At 62.6% G+C, this 26,295-nt stretch carries 26 protein-coding genes and 1 pseudogene; 6 read left to right on the plus strand and 21 right to left on the minus strand.

Annotation, left to right across the window (positions count from 1 at the left end; genetic code table 11):
* Nucleotides 1-187: 187 nt before the first annotated feature.
* Nucleotides 188-2,560: a hypothetical protein gene (locus BP869_RS10965; protein WP_394339040.1), complete on the minus strand. Its 2,373-nt coding sequence runs from the start codon at nucleotides 2,558-2,560 to the stop codon at nucleotides 188-190.
* A gap of 131 nt (nucleotides 2,561-2,691) precedes the next feature.
* Between BP869_RS10965 and BP869_RS10970 the strand changes: the two genes are divergently transcribed.
* Nucleotides 2,692-3,252 carry a nucleotidyltransferase domain-containing protein gene (locus tag BP869_RS10970; protein ID WP_342679629.1) on the plus strand — a complete coding sequence of 187 codons (561 nt, stop codon included), beginning with the start codon at nucleotides 2,692-2,694 and terminating at the stop codon, nucleotides 3,250-3,252.
* Nucleotides 3,239-3,655: a HEPN domain-containing protein gene (locus tag BP869_RS10975; protein WP_342679631.1), complete on the plus strand. Its 417-nt coding sequence runs from the start codon at nucleotides 3,239-3,241 to the stop codon at nucleotides 3,653-3,655. The genes BP869_RS10970 and BP869_RS10975 overlap by 14 nt, the downstream gene beginning before the upstream one ends.
* A gap of 147 nt (nucleotides 3,656-3,802) precedes the next feature.
* On the opposite strand, the pseudogene BP869_RS10980 reads toward BP869_RS10975, so the two are convergent.
* The 3 genes and pseudogenes from BP869_RS10980 to BP869_RS10990 all read right to left on the minus strand — a co-directional run.
* A pseudogene (locus tag BP869_RS10980) lies at nucleotides 3,803-3,913 on the minus strand (hypothetical protein); the annotation flags it as partial.
* Nucleotides 3,891-4,322 (minus strand): PGF-pre-PGF domain-containing protein, encoded by a 432-nt coding sequence (locus tag BP869_RS10985; RefSeq protein ID WP_342679633.1) that lies wholly within the window; start codon nucleotides 4,320-4,322, stop codon nucleotides 3,891-3,893. The gene BP869_RS10985 and the pseudogene BP869_RS10980, both read right to left, overlap by 23 nt.
* A gap of 187 nt (nucleotides 4,323-4,509) precedes the next feature.
* Nucleotides 4,510-5,049 (minus strand): cache domain-containing protein, encoded by a 540-nt coding sequence (locus tag BP869_RS10990; protein WP_342679635.1) that lies wholly within the window; start codon nucleotides 5,047-5,049, stop codon nucleotides 4,510-4,512.
* Between the two features lie 201 nt (nucleotides 5,050-5,250).
* Between BP869_RS10990 and BP869_RS10995 the strand changes: the two genes are divergently transcribed.
* On the plus strand, nucleotides 5,251-5,553 hold the full coding sequence (locus BP869_RS10995; protein ID WP_342679637.1) for a hypothetical protein: 303 nt from the start codon (nucleotides 5,251-5,253) through the stop codon (nucleotides 5,551-5,553).
* 470 nt (nucleotides 5,554-6,023) lie between these two features.
* Here the strand turns inward: BP869_RS10995 and sepS are convergent, their stop codons facing one another.
* From sepS to BP869_RS11035, 8 genes are all read right to left on the minus strand, one after another.
* Nucleotides 6,024-7,625: an O-phosphoserine--tRNA ligase gene (gene sepS, locus BP869_RS11000; protein ID WP_342679639.1), complete on the minus strand. Its 1,602-nt coding sequence runs from the start codon at nucleotides 7,623-7,625 to the stop codon at nucleotides 6,024-6,026.
* Nucleotides 7,622-8,551, minus strand: a complete 930-nt coding sequence (gene twy1, locus BP869_RS11005) for a 4-demethylwyosine synthase TYW1 (protein ID WP_342679641.1) — start codon at nucleotides 8,549-8,551, stop codon at nucleotides 7,622-7,624. The genes sepS and twy1 overlap by 4 nt, the downstream gene beginning before the upstream one ends.
* On the minus strand, nucleotides 8,532-10,196 hold the full coding sequence (gene argS, locus BP869_RS11010) for an arginine--tRNA ligase (RefSeq protein WP_342679642.1): 1,665 nt from the start codon (nucleotides 10,194-10,196) through the stop codon (nucleotides 8,532-8,534). Before argS ends, twy1 begins: the two co-directional genes overlap by 20 nt.
* Nucleotides 10,197-11,480: a peptide chain release factor aRF-1 gene (gene prf1, locus BP869_RS11015; RefSeq protein ID WP_067047806.1), complete on the minus strand. Its 1,284-nt coding sequence runs from the start codon at nucleotides 11,478-11,480 to the stop codon at nucleotides 10,197-10,199.
* A gap of 95 nt (nucleotides 11,481-11,575) precedes the next feature.
* The gene (locus BP869_RS11020; protein WP_342679646.1) at nucleotides 11,576-12,073 is read right to left on the minus strand and encodes an NUDIX hydrolase; all 498 of its coding nucleotides are present in this window, start codon (nucleotides 12,071-12,073) and stop codon (nucleotides 11,576-11,578) included.
* Nucleotides 12,070-12,741, minus strand: a complete 672-nt coding sequence (gene queC, locus BP869_RS11025; protein WP_342679648.1) for a 7-cyano-7-deazaguanine synthase QueC — start codon at nucleotides 12,739-12,741, stop codon at nucleotides 12,070-12,072. Before queC ends, BP869_RS11020 begins: the two co-directional genes overlap by 4 nt.
* A gap of 2 nt (nucleotides 12,742-12,743) precedes the next feature.
* A complete protein-coding gene (locus tag BP869_RS11030) occupies nucleotides 12,744-13,358 on the minus strand; it encodes a 7-carboxy-7-deazaguanine synthase QueE (protein ID WP_342679650.1) in 615 nt (204 codons plus the stop codon).
* Nucleotides 13,345-13,758, minus strand: a complete 414-nt coding sequence (locus tag BP869_RS11035) for a 6-carboxytetrahydropterin synthase (RefSeq protein ID WP_342679652.1) — start codon at nucleotides 13,756-13,758, stop codon at nucleotides 13,345-13,347. Before BP869_RS11035 ends, BP869_RS11030 begins: the two co-directional genes overlap by 14 nt.
* 166 nt (nucleotides 13,759-13,924) lie before the next feature.
* Between BP869_RS11035 and BP869_RS11040 the strand changes: the two genes are divergently transcribed.
* The 3 genes from BP869_RS11040 to BP869_RS11050 are packed head-to-tail and all read left to right on the plus strand — an operon-like array spanning nucleotide 13,925 to nucleotide 17,211.
* Entirely contained in the window at nucleotides 13,925-14,353 is a 429-nt protein-coding gene (locus BP869_RS11040; protein ID WP_067047818.1) for a 30S ribosomal protein S12, read from the plus strand.
* Nucleotides 14,354-14,355: 2 nt separating this feature from the next.
* On the plus strand, nucleotides 14,356-14,988 hold the full coding sequence (locus tag BP869_RS11045) for a 30S ribosomal protein S7 (protein ID WP_083523293.1): 633 nt from the start codon (nucleotides 14,356-14,358) through the stop codon (nucleotides 14,986-14,988).
* A gap of 30 nt (nucleotides 14,989-15,018) precedes the next feature.
* A complete protein-coding gene (locus BP869_RS11050; RefSeq protein WP_342679656.1) occupies nucleotides 15,019-17,211 on the plus strand; it encodes an elongation factor EF-2 in 2,193 nt (730 codons plus the stop codon).
* Between the two features lie 239 nt (nucleotides 17,212-17,450).
* Here the strand turns inward: BP869_RS11050 and BP869_RS11055 are convergent, their stop codons facing one another.
* From BP869_RS11055 to BP869_RS11095, 9 genes are all read right to left on the minus strand, one after another.
* Nucleotides 17,451-17,882, minus strand: coding sequence for a hypothetical protein (locus BP869_RS11055; protein WP_342679658.1), 432 nt, complete (start codon nucleotides 17,880-17,882; stop codon nucleotides 17,451-17,453).
* A 59-nt stretch (nucleotides 17,883-17,941) separates the two neighbouring features.
* Entirely contained in the window at nucleotides 17,942-19,159 is a 1,218-nt protein-coding gene (locus BP869_RS11060) for an alpha/beta hydrolase family protein (RefSeq protein WP_342679660.1), read from the minus strand.
* 218 nt (nucleotides 19,160-19,377) lie between these two features.
* Nucleotides 19,378-20,472 carry a helix-turn-helix transcriptional regulator gene (locus tag BP869_RS11065; RefSeq protein ID WP_342679663.1) on the minus strand — a complete coding sequence of 365 codons (1,095 nt, stop codon included), beginning with the start codon at nucleotides 20,470-20,472 and terminating at the stop codon, nucleotides 19,378-19,380.
* A 13-nt stretch (nucleotides 20,473-20,485) separates the two neighbouring features.
* Nucleotides 20,486-21,379 carry a proline iminopeptidase-family hydrolase gene (locus BP869_RS11070; protein ID WP_342679666.1) on the minus strand — a complete coding sequence of 298 codons (894 nt, stop codon included), beginning with the start codon at nucleotides 21,377-21,379 and terminating at the stop codon, nucleotides 20,486-20,488.
* A 303-nt stretch (nucleotides 21,380-21,682) separates the two neighbouring features.
* On the minus strand, nucleotides 21,683-22,078 hold the full coding sequence (locus BP869_RS11075; protein ID WP_342679668.1) for a hypothetical protein: 396 nt from the start codon (nucleotides 22,076-22,078) through the stop codon (nucleotides 21,683-21,685).
* A gap of 5 nt (nucleotides 22,079-22,083) precedes the next feature.
* Nucleotides 22,084-23,247: an aconitase X catalytic domain-containing protein gene (locus BP869_RS11080; protein WP_342679670.1), complete on the minus strand. Its 1,164-nt coding sequence runs from the start codon at nucleotides 23,245-23,247 to the stop codon at nucleotides 22,084-22,086.
* Nucleotides 23,247-24,488, minus strand: coding sequence for a UbiD family decarboxylase (locus BP869_RS11085; protein WP_342679910.1), 1,242 nt, complete (start codon nucleotides 24,486-24,488; stop codon nucleotides 23,247-23,249). Before BP869_RS11085 ends, BP869_RS11080 begins: the two co-directional genes overlap by 1 nt.
* Nucleotides 24,472-25,041, minus strand: a complete 570-nt coding sequence (locus tag BP869_RS11090; RefSeq protein WP_342679672.1) for a UbiX family flavin prenyltransferase — start codon at nucleotides 25,039-25,041, stop codon at nucleotides 24,472-24,474. Before BP869_RS11090 ends, BP869_RS11085 begins: the two co-directional genes overlap by 17 nt.
* An 8-nt stretch (nucleotides 25,042-25,049) precedes the next feature.
* A complete protein-coding gene (locus BP869_RS11095; protein ID WP_342679674.1) occupies nucleotides 25,050-26,252 on the minus strand; it encodes an HD domain-containing protein in 1,203 nt (400 codons plus the stop codon).
* Nucleotides 26,253-26,295: the final 43 nt, after the last annotated feature.

Genomic DNA, 26,295 nt, shown 5'->3' on the forward strand with positions numbered 1-26,295 from the left:
CGCCGGCAGCCTCCGATCCGGCAACAGGGCCGTGCACGCCGGGTGCTCGCCGACGTTTGCACCAGCCCGCGTATCGCAGCACCATACACCACCCCCGCAGGCGTGCCGTATGTTCTCCGGATCGTGTGCAAATTACCCCGGGTACCTGTACACACTTCTCATACTGTACTCTGTACGCACATACCTCTCAGGAACGGTCCCCTTCTGCCGCCGCCTCGTTTCCACCGCCCTGGTGCAAACCCGGCGCGAAGGTGGAAAGGTCGGGGTCGTCGTCGATCCAGACGTCCGCTTTCGCCATCCACTCGCGGTAGGCCCGGTCGTCGAACGAGAAATAATGTTCCCGCCGTTTCATCTCGATCCCGAAACGCTCCTCGGCCACCGTGGCGTCGATGAGACTCACCGCCGGGCACTTGTCCAGGATGCCGGTGTAGGTCGCCCTGCTGTTCGTGTAGCCGTGGAGCAGGCGGTAGGTCTGGTGGTACGAGAGGCCGAGGGCGTCCTGCAACTCCCTGACGGTGAAGGCCTCAAGGCCCATCTTCGCGATCGTCTCCAGGGCCGCCGCCTCGTTCCTGGTCAGCTTCGTCTCCTGCCCGCCGGCGTCGCCGTTGATCGCAAGGAAGAGCCTGCGGGCATAGACGAAGTCCTCGCGGTCGGCGATGAGGCTCCCGTCCTCGTCCCGGTCCCGCCGGCAGGCGTGGAGGAGGGCGGAGGCCTTGATCAGGTCGAAGAGCATGGCCGGGTTCCGGCGGTTTCTTGCTGTCTGGAAAGAGATCCGCGTCGAGAAGGGGATGCGGACGTGGTAGGTCTGTTCCTTGACGATCTCCCAGATGGCACGGCAGACGTGGACGTCTTCGTCCTCGTCGTCGCCGCGGCGCTCTGCCTCGGCCGTCTTCATGTGGGCGAGCACCCGCTCGTCCTGCTCCTTCGAGTCGTCGATCCAGACGGTGAGCATGCGGTTCATCACCTGGTCGTCGCCGACGCTCTCCACTTTCGCGAGCCACCAGACGCACCTCTCCGGGATGGTGCAGACACGCAGGCGCCTTTCGGTGGTGAGGGTGCGGTGCTCGATGGGTTCCCGGAAACCGGCGGTGGCGCTCTTCAGGAGTTCCTGCATGTCGTCGGAGAGGGAGACGTCGTCGAAGAGGAAGACGGTGCCCGGCCTGAGGGAGTCGTGGTAGTAGAGGGCCTTGTCGGAGACGGTGCCCGTGAGCCTGAAGGTCTCCGGGATGAGGGTGAGCATGGTGGTGCAGGCGTGGGTCTTGCCCTTGCCGGAGTTCCCCGAGATGGCGACGTGGAGGCCGTTCGTGTTCTCGACGGACTGGGAGGCGACGGACATGATCAGGCACTCGGCGACGGTGCGGTCACCGACGTGTTCCCGGTGGAAGGTGTCGAGGAGGAAGGCGATCGGGTCGCCGTCCCGGAGAATTTTCATCGCACACTCCCTGATCTCTGCGGGTTCGGACGAGGGCGGTGTCGTCTTCTGCTTCGTCTGTCTCTTCGGTTCGTGCATGGCCCGCAACTCCGGCCACCTCTGCGTCCCGCCGCCGCAACTCGCATGGTGGCACCCGGCGTAGATCGCACCGCCCGGGAACTGGACGGCGAAGGCGCCGTCGCGGTGGGCGGTCGAGAAGGGGCAGTCGGCGAGGACAAAGAGGGTGCCGCCCTGCCAGGGCCGCGTGCTCCGCACCCCGAGGCCGTGCTCCCTGAGCCACGCGGCGAGGTCGATCTTCCCGCCCGTCGGCGCCGGCGGCGCCTCGACGGGGAGGAGGGCGGCGATCGCCCGGAGTTTTTCGGCCGTGACGATCTTCCTCTCTTTGGGAACCGAGAGGACCCGCGCCCGCCGGTGCGGACGCTCGCGAGTGGTGTCCCCCTTCCGCGAGCAGGTGCCGTAGAGTTTCCAGATGCGGGCGGCGTTGGAGTTCGCGGTGTCGACGGTGACCGTCTCGTCGGAGAACAACGCGTCAAGGGTGGCGAGCACCCCTTTGACGAGTCCCCCGTCGTCGTTCGGCAGGTCGATCGCGTAGAGGAGGTGCGCCCCGTTCCCGGAGTCGGCGCGGATAGGTTCGGAGAACCCCTGCTCAGCAAGCCAGCGGGCGATCTCGTCCGCCCGCCTGAGTGCTGCGTCATGCTCCTCCTCCGTCGACGACACCCCGCCCGGTCGCACGGGGTCCAGGTCGATGGGGAGCCAGCGGCGGCGGAGGATGTCGGCGTCCGAGGTCGTCGGGTCGCTCCTCGTCAGCCGCATCTTCACCCTGTTCGCCCGCCTGGCCAGGAGGGCCGGGTTCACCTCGTTCAGGGTGACGTAGATCCCGCGGACCTCCGGGTCGGTGTCGAGTGCCTCCGCAGACGCGGCGAGTCTTGCAAAGTCGTCGAAGTAGCCGGAGTGCGTCGCATAGTCGCCGAGCGCCCGCACTTCGACGACACCGCCGGTCGGGAAGAGGGTGGCAAGGGCCTGAGCCGGGGTGTCTCCAGTCGACGGAGACGTGGCGGTCTTCCCGGATCCGGTGTTGGCGCACGGGGGATCACGAAGGCTGCCGTCTGTTCTTTTCTTCGGGTTCATGCCTCTCCGTCGGCGACGGGGGTCTTAAGCCTGACTTAACCGGGGAGAGAGTCGGTCGTCGCCGCGGATCTGAGCCCGGACCGTCCTCGTATCGAATACATTTTTTATACTATAGTATACATTATTGATACATGCTCGAACGGCTCATCCCCTCGAAGACGCGGGTGAAACTTCTCACGCTCTTCCTGCTGAATCCCGGCCGGGAGATGTACCTCCGCGAGGTCGGGCGCCTCACGGGGGAGAACCTCAATGCCGTCAGGCGGGAACTCGCGAACCTCGAAGAGTTCGGGCTGCTCTCCAGCATGCGGCGGGGGAATGCACATTATTATATGGTGAACCGTTCCTTTCCCCTGTATGAGGAGTTGACCGCCATCATTCTCAAGACCGAAGGCGTCGCGAAGGTCATCACCGAGCATCTCGACGGGATCGGGGCGATCGAATCCATGTTTATCTATGGCTCTTTCGCTCGCGGGGAGGCCGGTGTCGGGAGCGACATCGACCTCTTCATTGTCGGGACGGTGAACGAGGACCGGTTGATCGCCGCGGTCCGCGCAACGGAGGAGTTGCTTGGACGGGAGATCAACTATGCCCTTTTCACGGCCGAGGAGATGGAGAGAAGGATCGCACATGATGATCCGTTTGTCTCGAATGTGCTTGCAGGACCGAAGGTGGTGCTGATTGGCGGAGATTGAGGCGCTGGAACGTCAGGGCCTGATCCGAAAACTCCCCCTTGATACACAGGCGGTGAACAACGCGATGGATCTTGCGCGAAGGGATGTGGCGGTCGCGGGAACCGTCCTTGCGGGCAACAGCGACTGGGCCTATACCATTGCCTACAATGCCATGCTTCAGGCCGGACGGGCGTTGATGTTTTCGAAAGGGTACCGGCCGTCCGGGGCCAACCAGCATATCTCGGTGGTCAGGTTTGCCGAACTCTTCCTGGACCGAGAGATCGTTCTCGCATTCGACCGGATGCGGAGGAAACGGCATATCACGGTCTACGACATGGCCGGGACGATCTCGGAGGAGGAAGCAAAAAATGCCGTTTCGCGTGCGGAAGTATTCCTTGATGCCATAGAGGGTCTTCTGCGCTGAGTGTGTTTGAGTTCAGACATAGACCGTCTCACATGGCATTCCTCTCCTTCATCACCGGTTTGATGGCGTCGGGCGTCCCCAGGTCGATCGGTGCGCCGACCGGCCGGGAGAACTCAGGCATGGGATGTCGATGTCGCTCTCCGGCGTCTGCTCGCCGCGGGAGACCGACCCGAAGACGCCGATCTTCGCGACGTGGAAGCGGGCCGCGTGGGTGAGGGCGTCTCCGTCGGTGTCACTATTGTTTTCTCGATCCCTGATATCGCATAGAGTGAGAAACCCGTGCTCGTCGCCGTGAAGGTAACCGCCCGTCCGCGGTTGTCCCGACGATCGTCGGCAGGGCGGTCCAGGTGCCGTTGGTGTGGTGGTACAGCACGATGTCGGCCGGGGAGAGGAGGTGCTCGTCGAGCCACGAGAGCGGGACGGTGAAGGTGACCGTCGCCCCGGTGATGTTCGTGTACCGGGCCGGCACGAGGTCGACGTACTCGAAGACGTCGCCAGGTGCCGGGAAGACACCATTGGGCAGTGAGGAGAGAACCGTGGCCGTGACGATGAGCCCGTTATTCTTGCCGTTAACATGCAAAGACGCGAGAATGGATGTGGTCTTTGCCGGTTCGGGCGGGATCGCGAACACATAGAGGTACGGTGCCGGAGTCGGGTGCGTGCTCAATGATCGTGTACTGTACTATACTGGGTAGTGTGATTCCCGCAATGATTACCGGCCGGGGATGCTGCATGAGAATATTCCTTGTTATTATCAGGAAGCAGCCCGTCATCAGGGTTAAAAATAGATGTCCCGGTTGTTGTTCCGCCCAGGGTCCAGACGCTGTCCGGGGCGGATGCCGGGGGGAAAATTGTTACTGCACTGGAGACTGGTCTGCCGGGCCGGTGTATATTCCGGAACCAAGCCACCAGTCATCATCGATCTTCACACCATACACCAGTTTTGATTCGAGCGTCCGGTTGTGTATGGGATTGACATACTTGATCTGGTAAAAACCGCTTCCATTCCTGACCGCATCGCTGGAGCCCCGGAGGAAAATCCCTGTTTCTCCCTCATCCATACGGTTTACTCCGACCTTCTCGGGATCGACCGGGTGGGCGAGGGTCGTGCCGTTGAAGTCGTAGGCGTAGATGTAGAGTTCGCCCCTGATAAAAGAACCATTCGGGTTGTTAAATTCTGCAAGGGCTTTTTCTTTGCCGTTTGCTTTCACATAGGCGGCCGCACTCTCAACGAAGGCGACGAGCGTTTCATTGGAGGTGTAGGTCTCCTGCTGAATTCCCGTACTTCCCGGCGTTGGAGTGGCCGTGTCGGGCTGAGTCTGTGTGCACCCGGCTGTTACAAGAAACAGGCCGAGAACGAGCAGAATCAGGAATGAAATTGACGTTTTTTGCATGCTATTAATGCGATTTTTCCGCTGATAAATATGCTGTCTCAGCGAATGCCTTGATGGGAGTTTTTGTCGATATTATGCTCTATATATGGCTATTATGCGCAATGTCGGCTATTCTGGAGTCATCAAAGGGTTCTCAACGGTCTCGCCTCGAACGCCGTCCCGGCGGTCAGGTTTGCCGAACTTTTCCTGGACCGGGAGATCGTGCTCGCCTTCGACCGGATGCGGAGGGAGCGGCATATCGCGGTCTACGATATGGCAGGGACGATCCCGGAGGAGGAAGCAAAAAATGCCGTTTCGCGTGCGGAAGGATTCCTTGATGTTATAGGGGGGCCTTCTCCGCTGAGAGTGTTCGGGTTCAGGCTCTATGAAGGTGAAATTTGCCGACCGACCGGGAGAACTCAGGCCCTGGATGTCGACGGGCATCTCGATTATCCAAAGAGAAATTCTAAAATTCCGATCGCTAATTTTAAGGGAATTCGATACCCGGAGTTATACTATCCATGAAACCCCGTATAAATCACACTGAGATTGCAATGCGAAACATATCTCATGTTGTGTATTCTATTCGGGATGATCCTGAGAGATGGTACAAAGTCAACTGGATAATTGTCAGTACATCTCATGCAATGTACAAAACACATGGAGTGCGTGGACATAATGTGCGACAGAAAATTCGCCATCAGTTATGGCGTAAAGCACAGAGAAAATATCCTGTTCTCAATAGATATTCGATACCATATGAAATCTCTGGCAACAGTACGTGCAAAATAAAGTGGTATTACTGGATCCTGGATTTCTTCTCTTTTTTATATAGGCCGGTGAGGGATCTTTTGTGTCTCAAACGGGACATTGCATTGCGTAGAGAAAAATGATGAAGGGATCGATTCCCCTTTCCACGGTAATAGGATCGAAATCTAAAATAATTTCCCTACGATTCTGAAATATTATTTGAGAGATTTATCTCGAAAAAAAGATTATTCTATAATCTCCGCCCGCACCGTCAGAAAAACCGGCCCGCGGACGTCGATCTTCCTCTTATTGTCCGTGATATACCGCATCGCCCATTCGGGTATCTTCACATTCACATCGGACGGCGTCTTCGCCATCTTCGTCTGGACGACAACGCCCTCGCCGATCCTCGCCGCCTCCTCGATCCGTGCCGCCGCGAGGTTCGCCGCCGCCATCAGGTACGAGATGCCGGTCGGGGCGCCGTTCGCCCGCACGTCCGCGAACTTCTCCGTGTCAGGGACGCCGAGCACCTTGCCGTCCTGCACGAAGATCTCGTTGAAGGTCGCAGGGCCGCAGAGCTTCGAGTTCTCCTCGGGTTCTTCCACGAAGACCCGGATGTTTCGGCCCGCGAACTCGCCTTCAAAGGCCGGGAACGAGCACGGCCCCACCGCCGTGGCGTGCTCGGTCGCCGCCGCCATGATCGAGCCGACGAGACGCCGCCCCTCGACGGTCCGCGGCTCCTCGCGGAGACCGATCGCCGCCGCGATCTCGCGGTCGGTGAGAGTGCGGGGGAAGAACTGCGGGTACGTGAGTTTGCGGACGTCGTTCGCCTTGTAGAGGATCATCGCCAGGCGCTCGACGCCGAGGCCCAGGTTCATGACAGGCACGCCGACGCCGTACTCGCCGAGTGCCGAGGGCGAGTACATGCCGAAGGTGGCGACCTCCACCCACCCGATCTCCGGGTGCCTGGCGTAGACCTCCGTCTGGGTGTCGGGGATGTAGTACTTCGACCTCTTCTCGTCAGGACGGAACTCGAAGTCTTCGAAGCCGAAGGCCGAGAGCAGGGCCTCGGAGACCGCCTTGCCGTCCTCGATCGTGACGTCCTCGCCCGCGATGATGCAGGATGCCGAGTGGTAGGTCATCAACCGCGTCGGCCCCTCCTCCTGCTCCCGGCGGAAACAGCGGTCGATCGAGAAGAGACGGATCGGGTGGGCGTAGTGCTCCCACATCGACCCGAGAGAGAGGAACCACCCGCTCGTCATGTGGGAGCGGAGGGTCGTGTGCGAGGACTCGGGCTCAAGACTCTTGAACTCCGGGAAGACCGCGTCCAGGATGCGGACCACCAGGCCGTCGTCGATCGAGAGGGACCCGGCGATCTCGTGGGTCAGTTCGTCGCCGTCGATCTCGGCCTTCTTGTAGGCGTGGAAGATCTTCTGGAGCCTCTCCTTCGCCTCCTCGGACGTGACCGGCGCCTCGGCGTACTCGGCCCCGATCATCGCCATCACCTGCTCCATCTGGCGGTCTGAGATCCCGATGTTCGGCCGCGGCAGGCCGCCGAGATAGAAGACCCGGTCCAGGACCGCGCTCGCCTCGGGGCCGAACTGCCTGTAGACGTCCGACTCCTCGATCATCACCGGGACGCGGGCCTCGTCGAAACCCATCGAGAGGTACACCTGGCGGAGCCTCTCGATCGTCTCCGCGATCGGGTGCGGCCTCGCACGCGTGTAGGCCTTCCGCGGGTACGTCCCGGCCAGGGCCGGCGGCGTCAGCACCTCGGGGCCACGGTGCCATGCCTCTTCAAAGTCCTTCCTCGACAGTTCCTTCCTTTCTTCTGGATCAAATCTCATTCTGTTTCATCCCCTCTCTCTGTTCTCTCCATCAGGACGACCCTGGATATGGGGCTTTCGTCCGCGATACGGTACCTGGTGCAGTGCCCGGCGACTTCCTCGGCAAAGCGGCGGATCTCCTCGTGCTCGGGCATGTTCTCCCGCGACAGGCGGTTGCGACTGTATCCGAGATACATGTATCCCTTGATCTCAATAAAACGTGCGCCCGATGCCTCGTATTGCGCCGCATATCCTGCCGGGTCGATGTCGTTGATCCCCTTCACGAGGGTTGTCCTGACCGCCGACCTGCGGCCGGAGAGGAGTCCGAGGCTCTGCTGGATCCTCTCCCACGACCCCTCCTCCTCCGGGTTGCAGAGGGGGAGGTAGGTCTCCTCGTCGGGTGCGTCCAGGGAGACGTAGGTCTGGAAGGGACGGCAGCGGGCGAGGACGTCGGGCCGCGTCCCGTTCGAGACCAGGAAGGTGGTGAAGCCCTCCGCGTTGAAGAGGTCGATCATCTCCGGCAGGCCGGAGTACAGGGTCGGTTCGCCGGAGAGGGAGATCGCCACCATCGTCGGGTCGAGTGCCTCGGCAAAACGATCCCCTGTCACGTACTGCGAGACCTTGTACCCGGAGAGCGCCCTCTTCTGGAGGTCGCGGACACGTCCGAGGATCTCCGCGGGCGTGCACTCCCTCTCTGCCGAGACATCGTGCTCGAAAGAGCGCCAGCAGAAGAGACAGCGCTGGTTGCAGCGGAGGGTCGGCGTCATCTGCACGCAGCGGTGACTCTCGATCCCGTAGAACTGGTGCTTGTAGCACATATCGCCACCCTTCAGGGCCCGCTTGTTCCACATGCACGGCTTCACGGCCGCGGTGGCGTCGGGAGAAAAAAACTGGTAGCCCTGCTTCCGCAGGGCGCCCCTCGCGTCTTCACATCGTGGAGATCGCATCGATACCAAGGGTTTCGAGAGATTCCTTCAGCGTGTTCTGCGCAGCCTTCACGAGAGTGAGCCTGCTCGCCCGCATCTCCCCCTCGCTCTTCAGCACAGGCACGTACCTGTAGAAGGTGTTGAACTGGTCGGCAAGGTCGCGGGCATAGGTGGCGAGGAGGTGAGGCCGGAGTTCGCGGACCACCTGGTCGATCACCGCGGGGAAACGGGCGATCTGCTTTGCAAGGGCGATCTCGTGCTCGTCGGTGTACGTGAAGGCCTCGTCGAAGGCACCCGCCTTCTCCAGGATCGAACAGGCGCGGGCATGGGAGTACTGGACGTACGGGCCGCTCTGTCTCTCGAAGTTCAGGGCCTCCTTCCAGTCGAAGACCGTCGACTTCTCCGGCGAGATCCTGACGATGTCGTAGCGGATGGCCGATATGGCGACGGCCCTGGCGATCTCCTCGCGCTGGTCCGCCGGGAGTTCGGGCCGCCTCTCCGAGACCTCGGCGAAGGCCTTGTTCGTCACCTCGGCGACGAGTTCGTCGGCCGAGATGAACTTGCCCGCACGGGTGGACATCGAGCCCTCGGGCAGGGAGACGAACTCGAAGATGACGATCTCCGGGGCCTTCTCGCCCAGGAGCTTCAGGGTGCACTGGAGCTGCGAGCCGATCAGTTTGTGGTCGGCGCCGAGGACGTCGATCATGCGGTCGGAGTTCCGGCCCTTCCAGGTGTGGAAGGCGAGGTCGCGGGCCGCGTAGACGGACGTCCCGTCAGACCGGCGGATCACGTAGTCCTTCTCGAAACCGCACTCCGTCAGGTCCAGGGAGAGCGTGCCCTCGTGCTTCGCCTGGGGCAGGCGGTCGATCCGGTCGATGATCCTCTCCATGTCGCCGTTCCGCACGAAGTCCGACTCCCAGACAAAGCGGTCGTGGACGACATTGAGGTTGCCCATCGTCACCTTGAAACCGTCGAGACAGTGGGAGACGACCTCGCGGAACTTCTTCTGCGTCTCCGGGTCGCCCTTTTCGATCAGCTGCATCAGGTGGTCGACCTCGCCGGTGATCGCGGGCTCTTTCTCGATCTCGCGGTTGGCGGCGACGTACACGCGGGCGATGTGGTGGTCCTCCTTCTCGTCCTCAAGGCGCTCCTTCGGGACATGGTCGAATCCCCAGGAGACGATGGCGATCTGGCGGCCCATATCGTTCACGTAATACTGGACCTCCAGGGGGTAGCCCGCCTTCCGGAAGCACCGGGCCAGGGTGTCGCCGATGATCGAGTTCCTGATGTGGCCGACATGGAGGGGGCCGTTCGGGTTCGCACTCGTGTGCTCCAGGATCACCCTCCCGGCATGTGCCGGGAGTTTCCCGTAGCCGGGCTCCAGGGCCTCCCTGACCGCGTCCTGCACGTACGCGGCGCTCACGTGGAAGTTGATGTACGGGCCCTTCGTCTCGACCGTGATCCCTGCGTCGGCAAGACGCCCGGTGAGCTCTGCCGCAAGGTCGGTCGCGATGACCATCGGGGACTTTCTCAGTTTCTTCGCGAGGGAGAAGGCGACGGTGGTCGCATAGTCCGCGTGCTCGCCGCCGTCCGTGAGTTCGACTGTCTCCTCTCCGGTGCACGCCCGGAGCGCCTCTTCTATCTGCCGGTAAGTTTCAAGGAACATTCAGTATCCCGTCCTGTATCTGAGGATCGCTGCAATCCCGCCGAAGGCGGAGTAGAGCATCGAACCCTCTTCGAAGTCGTCTGAGATGATCTCGACCTTCGCACTGCTCTGGTCGGCGAGGGTCGTCATCTCCTCGATGATGTCGACTTCCTCCTCGATCTGGAGGGGGGAACTGCACTTCGGGCAGTTCCCGAGGTCGATATCCTTTGTCGTCTTGCCGGGCTCGGTCTTCACCGTCTTCTCCTCGCCGTAGCCGCAGTTCCCGCACCTGATCTTCAGGCGGGACTCGCGCAGCCTGTCGGAGAGGATCAGGACCGCGACGGCGCCGTCTTCGAGGTTCTTTCGCACGCTCTCCTCGCCGTAGGCGGCGACGCCGTCGTCCTTGACAAGTTCTTTCAGGAAGCGGTTCATCACTTCCTTCTCCTTGACGACCTCGACGCCCTTCAGGGCGTCCTGTGCATTGTCGACGAGTTCGGCAAGGCCGCTCTCGTTCGTGTACGCGACGTCGAAGAGGCCGAGCACACGCTTCTGGACCTCGTGGTGGAGGAACCCGCCCTCGTTGAACTCCTCTTTCGTCGGCGACGGCCCGCCGATCAGGAGCCCCTGGAAGCGGTTGAAGAAGTCCTTCTCGGCAAGGAAGGTGTCGCTTGCATGGTCGCCGACCTTCTTGTAGAACTCGTTGATGGCGATGAGACGCAGACGCTGGAATCGCACCGACGACTGACCGCCTTTACGCTGCTTGCCCGGCACCATCGAGGTGGACCCTCCGATGGGCTCGATCCTGTTGCCCCGCAGGAAGCCCCAGTACGCCTCTCGCCTGTCGATGACCAGAAGTCCGTAGACCTGCTTCTCTTCGAGCATCTGCTTGAGGGGTTCGAGCTCGAAGTTCGAGGAGCAGCGGTACATGTACAGGTTGATGGGCTCGGGCGGGTGGACGATCTCGCACTGGAGGTCGGTGCGGTCGCCGACCGTGCTGACCGTCCCGCAGAAAACGGCCATGCCTTTTTCCGGCGGCCTCTTGAAGTATTTGAGCCGGGAGAGGATGGAAGAGATGGCGCTCTGCACGTTCGTTCGGGTCTGTTTGCTCTTGATATTCGCGCACTGCCCGAACTCGTCCCGTAGCTGGGCTGTCACGTCATAGATCTGCTTGTCCGGGGGGATATAGAGGGAGATGAGCTCGGTGCCGCTCCCTTGCTTCGCTTCGAGGCGTTCGAGCATCTTCTTGAACTCGTATCGCAGCCTCGCCGAGTCCATCTCCACTATATTTTCGGCGTTTTCGGTCATCTCTCATTCACCAGTCATCAAAGTTAGTACTTGTTTCTCTTCAGATTCGTATAAATTACATGCACACGGCGATCACGCGGGCCGGAAGGCCTGCTTCATCGCAGGCACCGGCAGAGGATCGCGATCGTCTTCGCGTCCGAGATCCGCCCGTCCCGGCACATGGCGACGGCCTTTGCGAGGGGCATCCTGACCACCTCGATCACCTCGTCGTCGTCCGGGTCGAACTCCCGCGACGGCGTGAGGCCCCGCGCCTCGAAGAGGTAGGCCCTCTCATCGGTGAAGCCCGGCGAGGTGTAGATGAAGCCCCGCGGGATGAACTCCCCGGCGGCGATCCGGCACTCCTCGACGAGTTCTCGCCGCGCCGTCTCGATCGGTTCCTCGCCGGGTTCAAGGGTCCCGGCCGCAGCCTCATAGATGTACTCCCCGATGGCGAAGCGGTACTGCCGCACAAGGTAGCAGTCCTCCCCCTCGATCGGGAGCATCACCGCGGCGTTGCCGGGTTTGACGACGACTCTTTCCTTCTCCTTCCCGTTCGGGAGGGTGTACCTGTTCAACTCGACCGAGAGCCTCTTTCCTTTGTAGATCTCGGTCATGGCCGCACCTCGTACGGGATCGGGTCCTCGATGCCGAGGGCGCGGAAGGCTTCGAGCCTGAAGTGGCAGGACTCGCAGACCCCGCAGGCGGTATCGTTGGTGCTGTAGCAGGACCAGGTGTGCTCGTACGGCACGCCGAGGGCGAGGCCCGTCTTCAGGATCTCCGTCTTGTTCATGTGCACGAAAGGCGTCATCAGCTTGATCGGCTTTTCCTGCGCGGTGCCGAGGTCCACCGCCGCCTGGAAGGCCCGGATGAACTCCTCCCGGCAGTCAGGGTAGCCCGAGAAGTCCGAGGACTGCACCCCGATAAAGACCGCGTCGGCGTCGCGGGACTCGGCAAAACTCGTCGCCATCGCGAGGAGGTTCCCGTTCCTGAAGGGGACGTAGGTCTTCGGGACACCCGCGTGCTCCTCCCTGAAATCGTTCACCGGGATCTCCTCGTCGACAAGGGCGCTCTTTCCGAACTGCCTGAAGTAGCCGACGTCCACTTCGAGGAACTCCTTCGCCCCGAGGAGGCCGGCGACCGTCCGTGCGCACTCGCGCTCCTTCCTCTCTGTCAGCTGGCCGTAGTTGAGGTGGAGGGCGAGGACATCGTAGCCCATATCTTTCGCCACATAGGCGAGGGTGGTCGAGTCCATCCCGCCCGAGAGGAGGCATACCGCTTTCATCCTTACTTCATCTCCAGGTACTTGTGGAGCTGGATCTGGAAACGCACCGGGAAACCCGACTCGAGCACCCAGCGCGCGATCCCCTTTTCGTCGGAGCCGTACACCGGCGAGACGAAGACCTCGCCCTTTATCGGGCAGTGTTTGAGGACCTTCTCGACATATGCCAGGTCCTCGTTCGTGCCGACGACGAACTTCACGCTGTCCTTCTCCCTGATATACGGGAGGAGGGAGAGGTCGCTCTTCTCCCCCGACGACGGGCACTTCACGTCCATGCAGACAGAGGCGAAGGGCTGGACAGGTCTGAAGTCCACCGTGCCGTTCGTCTCGATGTCGACGGCATAGCCCATCCCCGACAGGCGGCGGCAGGCCTCGACCACCTCGTCTATCTGGAGGAGGGGCTCGCCGCCGGTGAAACAGATCGTCCGGCACTTTTTGCGCCAGAGATGGTCGAGGAGGACATCGACCGCGACGTCCCGGCCCCCCGCGGCGTCACGCGCGGACGGCGTGTCGCACCAGCCGCACGCCAGGTTGCACCCGGCAAGCCTCACGAAGGCGGTCGGCCTGCCCTGCTCTGTCCCCTCGCCCTGGAGAGAGTAAAAGACCTCACAGATCCGCATCGGTCGCCTCCGCATAGCAGGTCTCCGCTTCCCAGACCCGGATCTTCTCGACGCGTGCGTCTCTCCCGTCCCTGCCGCACATCTCGTTGATGAGCCCGGCGATCACCCTGGCGAGCACCTCGCTCGTCGGGTCGCCGACGGTGGTCACCACGTCCTGGAACTGCCGCAGGCAGGCCACCATCGGGTCCTCCTCGTTGAGGACCACCTGGTGGTCGAACCGGTCTACGACCTCTTTAATATCATTGTAGTCGATGAGAATACCGGTCGTCTCGTCGGGCGTCCCCCTGATCCAGACCTCGACCTTCCACCTGTGGCCATGGAGGCGGTGGCACTTCCCCTGGTAGTGGAGGAGGCGGTGACTCGCGTCGAAGTAGGTTTCTTTGTAGATACAGGTGACCATCACCTATCATTCGGCGGGTGAGGATATAAGATTATTATAGTGGACGTCCCATGAATACTACAAGATTTCGAGATGATGGAGAATATATAAATTCATTCCGCGCTTTGGTATATACCACAGTGAGGAGTTTCCACATCGAGAAAATCTACTCTAAAGAGGGTATTCAATGGGAATGGGTAAATTTGCAGCCAGAAAGCTGAAGCGTGACGCCAACAGCACCCGGTGGAGCGACAAGAACTACGCTCGCCGCGAACTGATGCTCGATATCAAGTCTGATCCCCTCGAGGGCGCCCCGCAGGCCCGTGGCATCGTGCTCGAAAAGGTCGGTGTCGAAGCCAAGCAGCCGAACTCGGCCATCCGTAAGTGTGTCCGTGTGCAGCTGATCAAGAACGGCCGTCAGGTCTCGGCCTTCGCCGTCGGCGACGGCGCGATCAACTTCATCGACGAGCACGACGAGGTCACCATCGAAGGTATCGGTGGCCGTCTCGGCAGGTCGAAGGGTGATATTCCTGGTGTCCGTTTCTGTGTCACCAAGGTGAACGACGTATGCCTCCAGGAAATGGTCCTCGGCCGTAAGGAGAAGCCGCGCAGGTGATCATGATGGTGGAAGAAGTAGAAACTCCTGTCCAGGAACAGGTAGAACAGGTAGAAGAGAAAGAAGCCGGCGTACCGAGGCTCCTTTTCAACAAGTGGGACCTTTCCGAAGTCCAGATCGCCGACCCCGGCCTTCTCCGCTACGTGAACCTCACCTCGATGATCGTCCCGCACTCCTGCGGCAAGCTCTCCCAGCAGCAGTTTGCCAAGAGTGAGATGCTCATCGTCGAGCGGCTCATCAACAAGCTGATGCAGAAGGAACAGAACACCGGCAAGAAGCAGGTCACGATCGGGATCGTCGAGGAAGCCTTCGACAGGGTCAACAAGAAGACCAAGAAGAACCCGGTCCAGGTGCTCGTCGACGCGATCGCCAATGCCGGCCCCCGCGAGGAGACCGTCCGCCTGAAGTACGGCGGCATCAATGTCCCGAAGGCAGTCGACACCGCCCCGCAGCGCCGGGTCGACTCCGCCCTCGGCTTCCTCGCCATCGCCACCTACAACGGCTCCCACAAGAGCAAGCGCTCGGCTGCCGACGTGCTCGCAGACGAGATTATCGCTGCGGCGAAGGGCGATGCAAAGGCCTACTCCGTCTCGAAGAAAGAAGAACGCGAACGTGTTGCCAAGGCTGCACGGTAAAACCCTTTTTTTTGGTTCTGAGGCACTCCCATGACACGAAGAAAAAAGATGGTAGAGCGGGTCACCGAGCTGATGGACAAGCCGGACCGTATCCGCAACATTGGTATCGTAGCACACATCGACCACGGGAAGACCACCCTTTCTGACAACCTGCTTGCAGGCGCCGGCATGATCTCCGAGGAGCTCGCCGGTCACCAGCTCTTCATGGACTCCGACGAGGAGGAGCAGGCCCGTGGCATCACGATCGATGCCTCGAACGTTTCCATGGTCCACGAGTACAACGGACAGGAGTACCTCATCAACATGATCGACACTCCGGGCCACGTTGACTTCGGCGGCGACGTCACCCGTGCGATGCGTGCGGTGGACGGTGCGGTCGTCGTCGTGGACGCTGTCGAGGGCACCATGCCCCAGACCGAGACGGTGCTCCGTCAGGCCCTCAAAGAGGGTGTCAAGCCTGTCCTGTTCATCAACAAGGTGGACCGCCTGATCAACGAGATCAAGGTCGACGCCACCGAGATGCAGATCCGCCTCGGGCGCGTCATCGACAAGGTGAACAAGCTCATCAAGGGCATGAACGAGAAGATGTACAACGACGGCTGGAAGCTCGACGCCGCACAGGGCACCGTCGCCTTCGGCTCCGCGCTGTACAACTGGGCCGTCTCTGTCCCGTACATGAAGACGTCGGGCGTGAACTTCGGCGAGGTCTATGACCGCTGCCGCGCCGGGGACATGAAGACTCTCGCCAAGAAGAGCCCGCTCGCCGACGTTCTCCTCGATATGGTGGTCAAGCACCTGCCAAACCCGATCCAGGCACAGGACCGCCGTGTCCACATCATCTGGCACGGCGACTACGAGTCCGAGGTCGGCAAGTCCATGATCGGTTGTGACCCGAACGGTCCTATCGCCATGATGGTCACTGACATCTCCTTCGACCCGCACGCGGGCGAGGTCGCCACCGGTCGTCTCTTCTCCGGCACTCTCCGCCGCGGCGAAGAGGTCTACATCTCCGGCACCGCCGGAAAGTCCAACCGCCTCCAGCAGGTCGGTATCTTCATGGGCCCCGAGAGGATCGAGGTCGAGAGCCTCTGCGCCGGCAACATCGCCGCCGTCACCGGTCTCAAGGACGCGATCGTCGGTTCGACCGTCACGTCGATGATGGAGATGACGCCGTTCGAGTCTCTCCAGCACTACTCCGAGCCTGTCATGACCGTTGCGGTCGAGGCGAAGAACATGAAGGACCTTCCGAAGCTCGTCACCGTGCTCAGGCAGGTCGCAAAGGAAGACCCGACTGTCCGCGTCACGATCAACGAGGAGACCGGCGAGCACCTGATCTCCGGCATGGGCGAGCTCCACCTGGAGATCATCACCGGCCGTATCAAGCGCGACAAGGGCGTCGAGATCGTCACGTCCCCGCCGATCGTGGTGTACCGTGAGACTCCCACCCTGAAGGCGGGTCCTGTCGAGGGTAAGTCCCCGAACCGCCACAACAGGTTCTACATCGAGCTTGAGCCCCTGAGCGACGAGGTCGTGCAGCTGATCAAGAGCGGCGAGATCACGATGAACCTCCCTGAAATTGAGAGGCGTGACATCCTGATCAAGGCCGGTTTCGAGAAGGATGAGGCGAAGAACCTCAAGGCCATCGAAGCGACGAACATGTTCTTCGACATGACCAAGGGTATCCAGTACCTCAACGAGACGATGGAACTTGTCCTCGAAGGCTGGCGCGAGGCCCTTGCGGGCGGTCCGCTTGCCGAGGAACAGGTGCAGAACCTGAAGATCCGCCTCGTCGATGTCAAGCTTCACGAGGACGCGATCCACCGCGGTCCGGCGCAGGTCATCCCCGCGGTCCGTTCCGCGGTCAAGGCCGGCATCCTGATGGCCGGCGACTCCCTCCTCGAGCCGCTGCAGAAGATCCAGATCACTGTCCCGATGGACCAGATGGGTGCCGCAACCGGTCAGATCCAGGGACGTCGCGGTCAGGTCTTCGACATGCAGAGCATGGGCGACACGATCACTGTCTCCGGCAAGGCGCCGGTGGCGGAACTCTTCGGCTTTGCCGGCGACATCCGCTCCGCGACCGAAGGCCGTGCGATGTGGTCCACCGAGTTCGCCGGTTTCGAGGTTGTTCCCCAGGGTCTCCTCCCCGAGGTCGTCAAGGCGATCCGGAAGAGGAAGGGTCTGAAGGAACAGATCCCGCGGCCGGAAGACTATCTGGCGTGAGCAGAGGAGCGCAAAACCGTTCCCGGGGAATACCCTCCCCACAATCTTTTTTGGGAGGGGTGGTGTTCTGCTCTTTTCTGCCCGGCAGGGGCTGATCTGTTTTCTGGGTGTCCCGGTAGGGGTGCCTGTTGTATGAGACCGCAAGGTCTGACGTTCTTCTCCGCTGAAAAGACGCGTGGTATCGATGATGCGTGCCCGGTCATCGCCCGGAGGCGATCGCACGTACCGGCCGGGTGGATTCAATCCTGATGGACGGTCCCGACCCTGTAGTACCGCCCTGCATACGCGAAATATTTTCTCGTGCCTGTCGTCGGGTCGATGAGATAGAGGTCGATGGTCGCCTGCGTTATCTTTTCGGGATATTCCACCTCGCCCGCGAGGCGGATGTCTCCGTCGTTATATCCCTGCCCTGTCCGGTTCGCTTCGCCCTCCAGCAGCACTTTTTCGAGCGCCGGATAGTCCCTGATGGTCTGCTCGTCGAGAGAGATGATGATACCTTCCCCGGCCTTCTGCCCGGTAATTTCGAAGACCTGGAGGCGGTCAGGCGGAACGGTCAGGGACAGGAGATGGGGAAAGACGGCGATGCAGATCAGGGGGAGAAGCACCAGTACGATAAGGAGAATGATGAGTTTCGTATGCCGGCGCACTGTCTGAGAGAGTGACGCTGCCATCCTCGCGGTCTCCACGGCGCGAAATCTCTCGGGCGTACTATATCCCGGTTATGGTACGATCATCTTCGTGTCGCGGAATTTTCATCCTCCCTCTTCCCCGCCCCGAGCACCCGGTCGAGCCAGTCGAAGATCAGCTGGTTCCTGCGCATCGTGCCGCCGATACCGCAGTGCTCCTCGATCCCTTCGGCTGCAGGGAAGGGCATCCACTCCTTCTCGCAGGCGAGGGCGTTGTACAGGAGGCGTGCCCTGCCCGGGAAAGACCGCTCGTTCCCGGCCTCGATGACGAGTGTGGGGCAGGCGATCTCGCCGGCCATGCCCTCCAGGGTGTAGGCCTGCGACATGAGGAGCCACTCGTGCGGCGAGGCTGCGCCGTAGACGTACATGCCATGCTGGAAGGCCCAGCGGATCGCGGGGTCGGTCTTCATCACCTCCCGCACAGCCGCGTCGAAGGCGTCGGGGTCGGTGTGGAGGATCTCGATGACGTCCTTTGCCATCACCGTCAGTTTCGTGTAGTCGGCGTCGAAGACCCCGCCGTTGGCGACGAGAGCGGCGATCCGGTGATCGCAGGCCGCCGCCCGCGGCGCGAGGTAGCCCCCCATCGAGGCGCCGATCAGGGCGACCCGCCCCTGATCGACCTCCGGCCGTGCGAGGAGCCAGTCGACGGCCGGGGTCATCACCGTCTCCCAGTCGGGCCTGAATGCAAGGCCCTGCTCGCGTATCACCGCGCCCTGTCCCGGCCCCTCGAAGGCGAGGACGTTGTATCCTCTTTTCAGGGCCGAGACCCCGTAGTCAAGGTAGAGTTCCTCCGCGGTGCCGTCGAAGCCGGTGGTGAGGACGACGGTCGGCCGCCCCTCCCCGCCTGCCGGGAAGAAGTAGCCGGGGAGGGTGGTCCCCTCGTACGGGATGGCGACGACCTCGTGCTCCACGTCGAGGAGGGCGAGGGCCTGCCTGAAGCAGGTGCGCGATTTCCCCCAGGTCTCGACGATCCGCGGGTCGGCCGGATCCCCGTGGAGGAAGAACTCCGACGCCCGGTAATAGGAGAATGCCCGCATATATGCCTCTCCGGCGCTGACGCGGCCGGCCCCGGCCTCGCGGGCATAGCCCTCCACCAGTTCGGCCGTCCGCCGCCATTCTGCATGCCAGCTCTCGAAGTCGGACTCCCTGATCCGTGCCGCGGTCATCAGGCATTCCCCGATGTCCGCGCCGCCGACCGCGCACGTTCCGAGGATACGGAGGTACTGGAAGGAGAACTGCTCGTCGCTGAAGTGGACTTTCATCGTGACCGCTGAACAGTCGGCGCCATTTCATTTAAGGTTTCGGAGAAAATGGTGGGTCGAGAGTCCTCATCCCGTGATGATCTGCCTCTCACCCCGTGATGATCTTTTCACAGTCCTCTTCAGAGAGCGCGACGGGCCGATGTGATGAGGACGGTTTTGATGGTATCTTCTGTCGAGGAGTTTGTCAGAGGGGATATTCCTGTGCGTCCCTGTTCAATTCAGGCAGATCCTGTTGTGTTCTCCCGTTCCCGGAAAAAATCCTCTATCGGCACCGCGTGTTCTTTGTAATGCCTGAAGAGCCGCTCGCCCCATGCAAGCGCCTCGGGCGCCCTGCTGACCAGGTCGTGCACGGTGTCGTAGGTGCCGTCCTCACGGCACAGGCCAAAGGAGAGGGCCCTGTCGGTGACCGTGAGTCCGACCGTGATCGGGACCGTCGAGACGAAGAGCCTGAAATTGGGGAAGGCGGCGGCGTCCCTTTCCCTGCCGACGAACTCCTCCTGCCAGAGCGGTTCCGCAAGGTCGGGCGTGATGACGAGCTCCACCTCCGCCCCTGCCATCACCCGTTTCCAGAGGGCCCCGGCAATGAAGGGCAGGGACCATGTCGAGACCCCATGGATCGATCCGGCCTCCTCGATGATCTCCAGGAAGAACTCGAACGTCTGCTCCGCGTTCACCGGGAGGTCCGTGACAAGTCCGGCACTCATCAGGTCCCCGATACGCTGTAGGGCGAACTCCGGGATGCCGTCGAGGGAGTGGCTCTCGAAAAAACTGTTGAACTGTTCGATGGTCGCGATCGTCCTGGTGCAGCGGTCGAGAAAGGTGAGATATGCCTCGCCTCTCGGCGTCAGGCGGAGGGCGCCGTCTGCCTCCGAGAGATGCCCGCGGGAGAGCATCCACTCTTTCATCTCGTCCCCTGCACGGTCGGGGTGGTGAAAGGCCTCATGATAGGCGGGTAGTGTCAGGTGACCGATATCGTCGAGCACGCCCTCGACCACGAGGGGCAGGGGCGGGAGAAAAAATCCCGGTCTGCTGTAGAGGGCCCGGTACAGCCCGGAGGCACAGGAGAAGAGTCTGCCCGCAAGGACGTGCCCGCTCTGTGTGAGCCGATAGCCTCCTGCTTCGCGGATGATCATTCCCCTGCGCTGGAGGCTGCGGAGTGCCTCTTCGGTCTCGTCCCGCCGGCACCCCGTGACGGCGGCAAGGTGGTGGGTGCGTTGTCCGCCGCCCGAGAGTGCCACGAGGAGGCGGACGACCGCCGGTGCGGTGTACAGACGGATCAGGTCGGGACCGATGCTACTATCGTGTGCGTCCATTTTTCCAGAGTGTCTATGATCGTACTCTCGTTCGGCTTTCGACTCTGGCGAGGAACTCCCTGACGACGGCAAGGTAGTCGCCCGTCGCCTCCAGGTGGTGCTCGTGCGACGCACTCTCGAAGACGGCGATCTCCGATCCCGGCATCATGTGGCTGTAGTATGCCGTCGTCTCCGGGGTCGCCTCGTCGAACTCGCCGCAGGTGAAGAGGGTGGGGACGGCGATCTCGTGGAGGCGTCCGGCACGCTCGAAGTCGCCGAGGCTTCCGGTGATGGTGAACTCGCTCGGGCCCCACATCTGCAGGTAAATGTCGGTGTTCAGGCGTTCGAATGTTTTCATCAGGCAGTCGGGCCAGGGGTCGAGGCGGCAGACGTGGCGGCGGTAATAGGCCGTCATCGCCTCCTGGTAGGCGGGGCCGTCGTAGCTGCCCGCCTCTTCGGCGCGGAGGATCGCCTCCCTGTGGTCGTCGGGGAGGGCCTGGAGATATCTCCGCCCGTCCGCGGCCCAGCGCGAGGCCGAGAGGCAGGGTGCGGAGAGGACGAGGCTCTCCACCCCGTCGGGCCGGTGCGTGAGCATGTACTCGACGGCGAGCATCGTCCCCCAGGACTGGCCGAGGATGTGGACGCGGTCGAGGCCGAGGGCCTCACGCACCGCGGCGAGTTCGTCGACGGCGCGTTCCAGCGTCCAGAGGGAGGGGTCGTCCGGGCGGTCGGAGTCGCCGCAGCCGAGCTGGTCGTAGAAGACCACCGGCCTCCCCCCGAGGGCGGCGAGGGGTTCGAGGTAGTCGGACGTGCAGCCAGGGCCGCCGTGGAGGACGAGGAGAGGGGTGCCGCTCTCCTCCGCTCCGGCGACACGATACACTATCTTTCCGCCGGGAACGTCTGCACAACCCTCATGCGGGAGATCCATATTTTTTCTCTTGACGTTTTCCGGGATGAATCTGGCGATCCGGTTGTGGGTGAAAAAAAGTCCTGTGATAGGCGGTCTGTTTCGAGATCTTTTTTCTCGGGGAGACTCCCGCCCCCGGAGGAGGGCATTGGTCGACCGCTTTCCCGACAATCTGAACCGGGGTTTTTCTCGAAGGCGACCTTCTCTAGCCCGCTGACGCTCGCAACCCCGGAACCCCCTGTCCTGTACCGGGGGAAACGAGCGTCAGCGAGTTCAAGAAAACCGAAGGTTTTCGCTGACGGGGGCGGTCGTCCCCCGGACCGGTCACCCGAGAAAAACCTTCACGTACGGCCGCGGCACGAGCACGCAGGCGCAGTAGGCCTCGCGGTCCCCGACGGCGACGACCTTTGCTGTGACCGGTTCCGTCTCCATCGCCGCGGCAAAGCCCGGTTCGATGTCCTCCATGAAGGCGAAAAATCTGCGGAGCTCCATGAAGGGGCGGTCGGCCTCGGGGACCATCTCGAAGGCCGCGAGGTCGGCCTCGATGGTGGACGTGCGGGCCACCTCCCTGTCGAAGTAGACCCAGACCTCGACGTCGTGGTCGCGGACGATCGTGCGGAGGGCGAGGAGGTCGGCCTCCCCTCCTTCCGTGATGCCGAGAGATGCGAAACGCTCTCTCGTGTCCTTTCCCGGCAGACTCTCAAAAGGTGCGGCTGTCATAGACCTCACATCGTAGCGACGGCCACGCACTCCTCCATCGTCCCGATACGGGCCACCGCCCCGCACATCGTCGGCACATACGCGAGGGCCTTGCCCGAGTTCACCATGATCGCGTCGTACCTGTCCAGGGCCGGGGAGACGACGACGCAGGTGTCGGCATAGACCCGCGCCCCGCTCTTCTCGATCGCCGCCACGGCGTCGCGGTTCTCCGCGATGACACCCTGTGCGGCGAAGACGAAGAAGGGCTTATTCACCTTTTTGCCGGCGAGAAGACCGGCGAGGTTGTCGAGTTCGGCGGGAGAGAGATGGGGGCACCCGACCGCGATCGCGTCCACCTCGATCGAGGAGAAGACCTCCTGCACCTCGTCCATCCTGATCTCGACAGTCTCCGGGACATCGCGCTTGAAGGTCGGCAGGCGGGCCTCGGGGGTGATCCTGTCCACGTGGAAGAGGGCCACCGCGCCGGTCGCCGCCATCGCCGCGCCCAGGGCCTTGAGGTGGTCGCGGGGCGGCCTGATCCCGGAGAAGAGAGGGATCCTGTTCCCGACAATCTTCCCGGCCACATAGCCCAGGGCCCCGTACTCGGCCGCGTCCTTCAGCGCCGCCGGGTCGTCCACCGTGATCCCGATGTTCGGCAGGCGGTTCTTGAAGAGGTGCAGGCCGTAGTACGGCGTCTTGCCGACGATCGCCGCGGCAAGGGCGCCCGGCCCTCCCTCGCGGTTCGTCCTGGCCCCGATGACAGAGTTCGCATAGACGACGGCCGACGACTCGGCCCAGGCCAGGTGCTCGCCGTACTGCGTCTGGGAGACATAATACGGCGTGCAGGTGCACTCGAGTTTGATGCCGAGACGCCCGTAGGCCGCGACCACCGCCTCCTGCTGCTGTGCGAACACCTCGGGGATCCCCATCTCCTTCCAGCGGTCGCGGGCCATGCCGATCGGGTTCAGGACAGTCGGCACCGCCACATGGGCGTCCAGGCCCTGCAGCCATTCGAGACCCCATTTCCCGATCGTCTTGTACGACGCCCCCGAGACCTGGGCGCTCGCGATCGGGATGAGTTTCTCGGCGCCGAAGACCTTGCCGAGTCCGACGAGGATCTCCAGCATCTGCTGCATCGTCTCGCCGTACTCGCCGTTCTGCATTTTTTCTTCTTCAGGTTCCAGATACATCAGTCATTCCATCCTGCACGCACAAACTTTTCCTCCTCTCCCATCACCATCGTGGCGTCGAGGCCGATCTTCACGTTCGTGCCGTCGCCGTCCCTGCAGGGGTCGAGGGACGAGCCCCGCACCCCGGTGATCACCATCAGGTCGCGGTCGCCCCGCACCCGTGTTGCGATCGCGTACTCCACGTCCTCCATGGAGAAGGGGTCGATGTCCTCGTCCACGACGACGACGTGCTTCAGGGAGGTGTGGGCCGCGAAGGCCGCCATGATCGCGTTCTTCCCGTCGCCCTGCGTGTTCTTCCTGACCTGCACGACCGCGTGGAGGTAGCCGCAGCCGCCTGTCGTCAGGACGACGTTCCTGACCGTCGTCACCCCGGCGACGGCCCGGTAGATCTTCGGCTCGTACGGCACGCCCATCAGGAGACGGTGCTCGCTCCCGCCCGGAAGGATGGAGTGGTAGATTGGGTCCTCCTTCGTCCACATGCCGGTGAGTTCCATGACCGGCTGGATGCGCTCGAAGTCGTAGGTGCCGGTGATGTCGACGAAAGGCCCTTCCTCGGACTTCTCCGGTCCGATATAGCCTTCGAGCACGATCTCGGCCTCCGGGACGAGGACACCGTTCGAGCACTCGTAGACCGGGAGTTCCCCGCCCATCAGTTCGGCGGCGAAGGCGAGTTCCTTCCCCTCGGGGACGCGGGTGCAGGAGGCGAAGGTGACCGCCGGGTGGACGCCGAGGGCGATGGCGATCGGCAGTTTCTCGCCCCTCTTCAGCGCCTCGCGGTGGAGGACGTCGGTGTGCCGACCCTCGACGAGGCGTGCGGCCAGGCGGTCCTTGCCTATCACCATCATCCTGTGGATGGAGGCGTTCTCCACGCCGTCCAGGCGGGAGAAGACGATCCCGGCGGTGATGTACGGGCCGCCGTCCTTCGGGAAGAAGGTCATGATCGGAAGTTCGGTGAGGTCTGCCGGGCGCATTTCGAGTTTGCCCATCGGCTTCAGCGTGCCGCTGTACGACGCCCCGGCCAGTCTCTTCACCAGGTCGGCCTCCGTGCTCCCGAGTGCCGCCGCAAGGGTGCTCCTGTTTGCGGTGAGGTTCATCACCGCCTTCTTCCCGCCGATGTCGTGGAAGAGGAGGACCCTGTCGGTTGTGCTCGCCATCTGTGCCGCTTCGAAGCGGTCGGAGACCGGTCTTTCGATCTCGTCGACCAGGCCCCTCTCCCGCATCTCGTCAATGAACTGTCGCATCGTCATCATATCCGCTCCATCTTTTCCCGATATCGTGTTCCACGCCGAGGTGGTCGAGGACCCGTGCGACCACCATGTCCACCAGGTCGTCGATCGTCTGCGGCCGCCCGTAGAAAGGCGGGCTTGCGACCATCACCGTCGCCCCGGCCTCGTCCGCGGCGAGCATGTTCCGCAGGTGGATGCGCGAGAGGGGCATCTCCCGCAGCACGAGAATGCAACGCCGCCTCTCCTTCAAACAGACGTCTGCGGCCCGTGCGATAAGGGTGTCGGAGAAACCGGCCGAGACCGAGGCCAGGGTCTTCATCGAGCAGGGGACGATCGCCATCCCGTCGTACTTGAACGACCCGCTCGCGATCTCCGCGGCCAGGTTCCTGTTGTCCTCCTCGATCACCGGGAACCCGTCAAGGCTCACGCCTTCGTGGACCGCGATCTCCCGCGCCGTCCCGGAGACGATCAGGTGCACCCGCGCCTTCCCTGCGAGCACCTCAAGGAGGCGCCTCGCGTAGACGATCCCGCTCGCGCCGGTCACGCCGATAACATATTCCTTCTCCATCGTCGTCCTCACACCGGCAGCCTGTCCTGCTGCGTCGGTTTTTTGATGTGGAGCACCTCGATCGCCGCCGCTTCCACCGTCTCCCTCTGGTCGGGGAGGGTGTAGACGCCGAGGCGCCACTGTTCCCGCCGCGTCTCGTTCAGGGTCGTCAGGAGGGGGGAGACCTGTTCGAGGCCGACGAGGGCGTTCTTCTCCCGCACCCGCACCTCCATCGACATGTCTGTCGGGAAGGGCGGGATGTCGACGAGCACCGTCTCCTCCCCGACGCCTGCCGCCTCCGCGACCTCCCGGGCGATCTGCCTGCTCTCCGCGAGGGATGTCCGGGCCTGCACGGCGGCGGCGTTCACCTGGCCGCGGCCGACATAGACGGCCCTCTTGTACAGTCTCCTCTCATAGAGTCTTCGGGCGAGGTCGCGTGCCGTCTCGTCGGGAGAGGCGAGGAGGCGGGTGAAGAGGGCGGCGTCGTCCATCCGCATCAGCGCCCCGACACTCTCCCTGCTCTCCTCCAGGTGGGAGAGGAGGGCGAGGTGGAACATGGAGGTGGCGATCCGGGAGACATGATGGTAGTAGACGACCGGGCGCATCAGGGTCCGTGCGATGAGCAGGGACTCCGCCGCATTGATCCCGGAGGCGTCGAGAGCGACGCCGTACTCCGTCCCGGCCGTCGCCCTGATCAACCGCCCGGCATCGACGAGGCCGTAGGGCACGCCGGTGTAGTGGGCGTCGCGGAGGAGGTAGTCCATCCTGTCCACGTCCAGGTCGCCGTGGATCACGCCCGCGTACCTGTGGGTGCCGTTGATGACGGCGGCGACCTCGGCCGGGTCGAGGCCGCGGTCTTCCAGGATGCCGGCCGTCTCGCCCTCCCCGAGGAGGTCGCCCGCGTCCTGGTGGCCCTTCCCCATCATCTCGACCATGAAGGCCTCGGTGACATGGGAGAAGGGGCCGTGGCCGATGTCGTGGAGGAGGGCGGCGGCGGTGACGAGGTCGCTCTCGCCCGCGTCGAGGCCGAGGTGGCGGCAGAGCACGGCCGCGAGGTGCATCGTGCCGAGCGAATGCTCGAAACGGGTGTGGTTGGCCCCGGGATAGACGAGGTGGGCGAAGCCGAGTTGCCTGATATGGCGGAGGCGCTGGAGGGCGGGTGAGTCGAGGAGCGCGAGGGCCGTCTCTCCCACCTCGACGTCGCCGTGCACCGGGTCCTTGATGATTTTCATCGGGCTATCTGTTCACAAATCTTCATGTATGGACAGTTAAACT

Source organism: Methanofollis sp. UBA420 (assembly GCF_002498315.1).
GTDB lineage: Archaea > Halobacteriota > Methanomicrobia > Methanomicrobiales > Methanofollaceae > Methanofollis.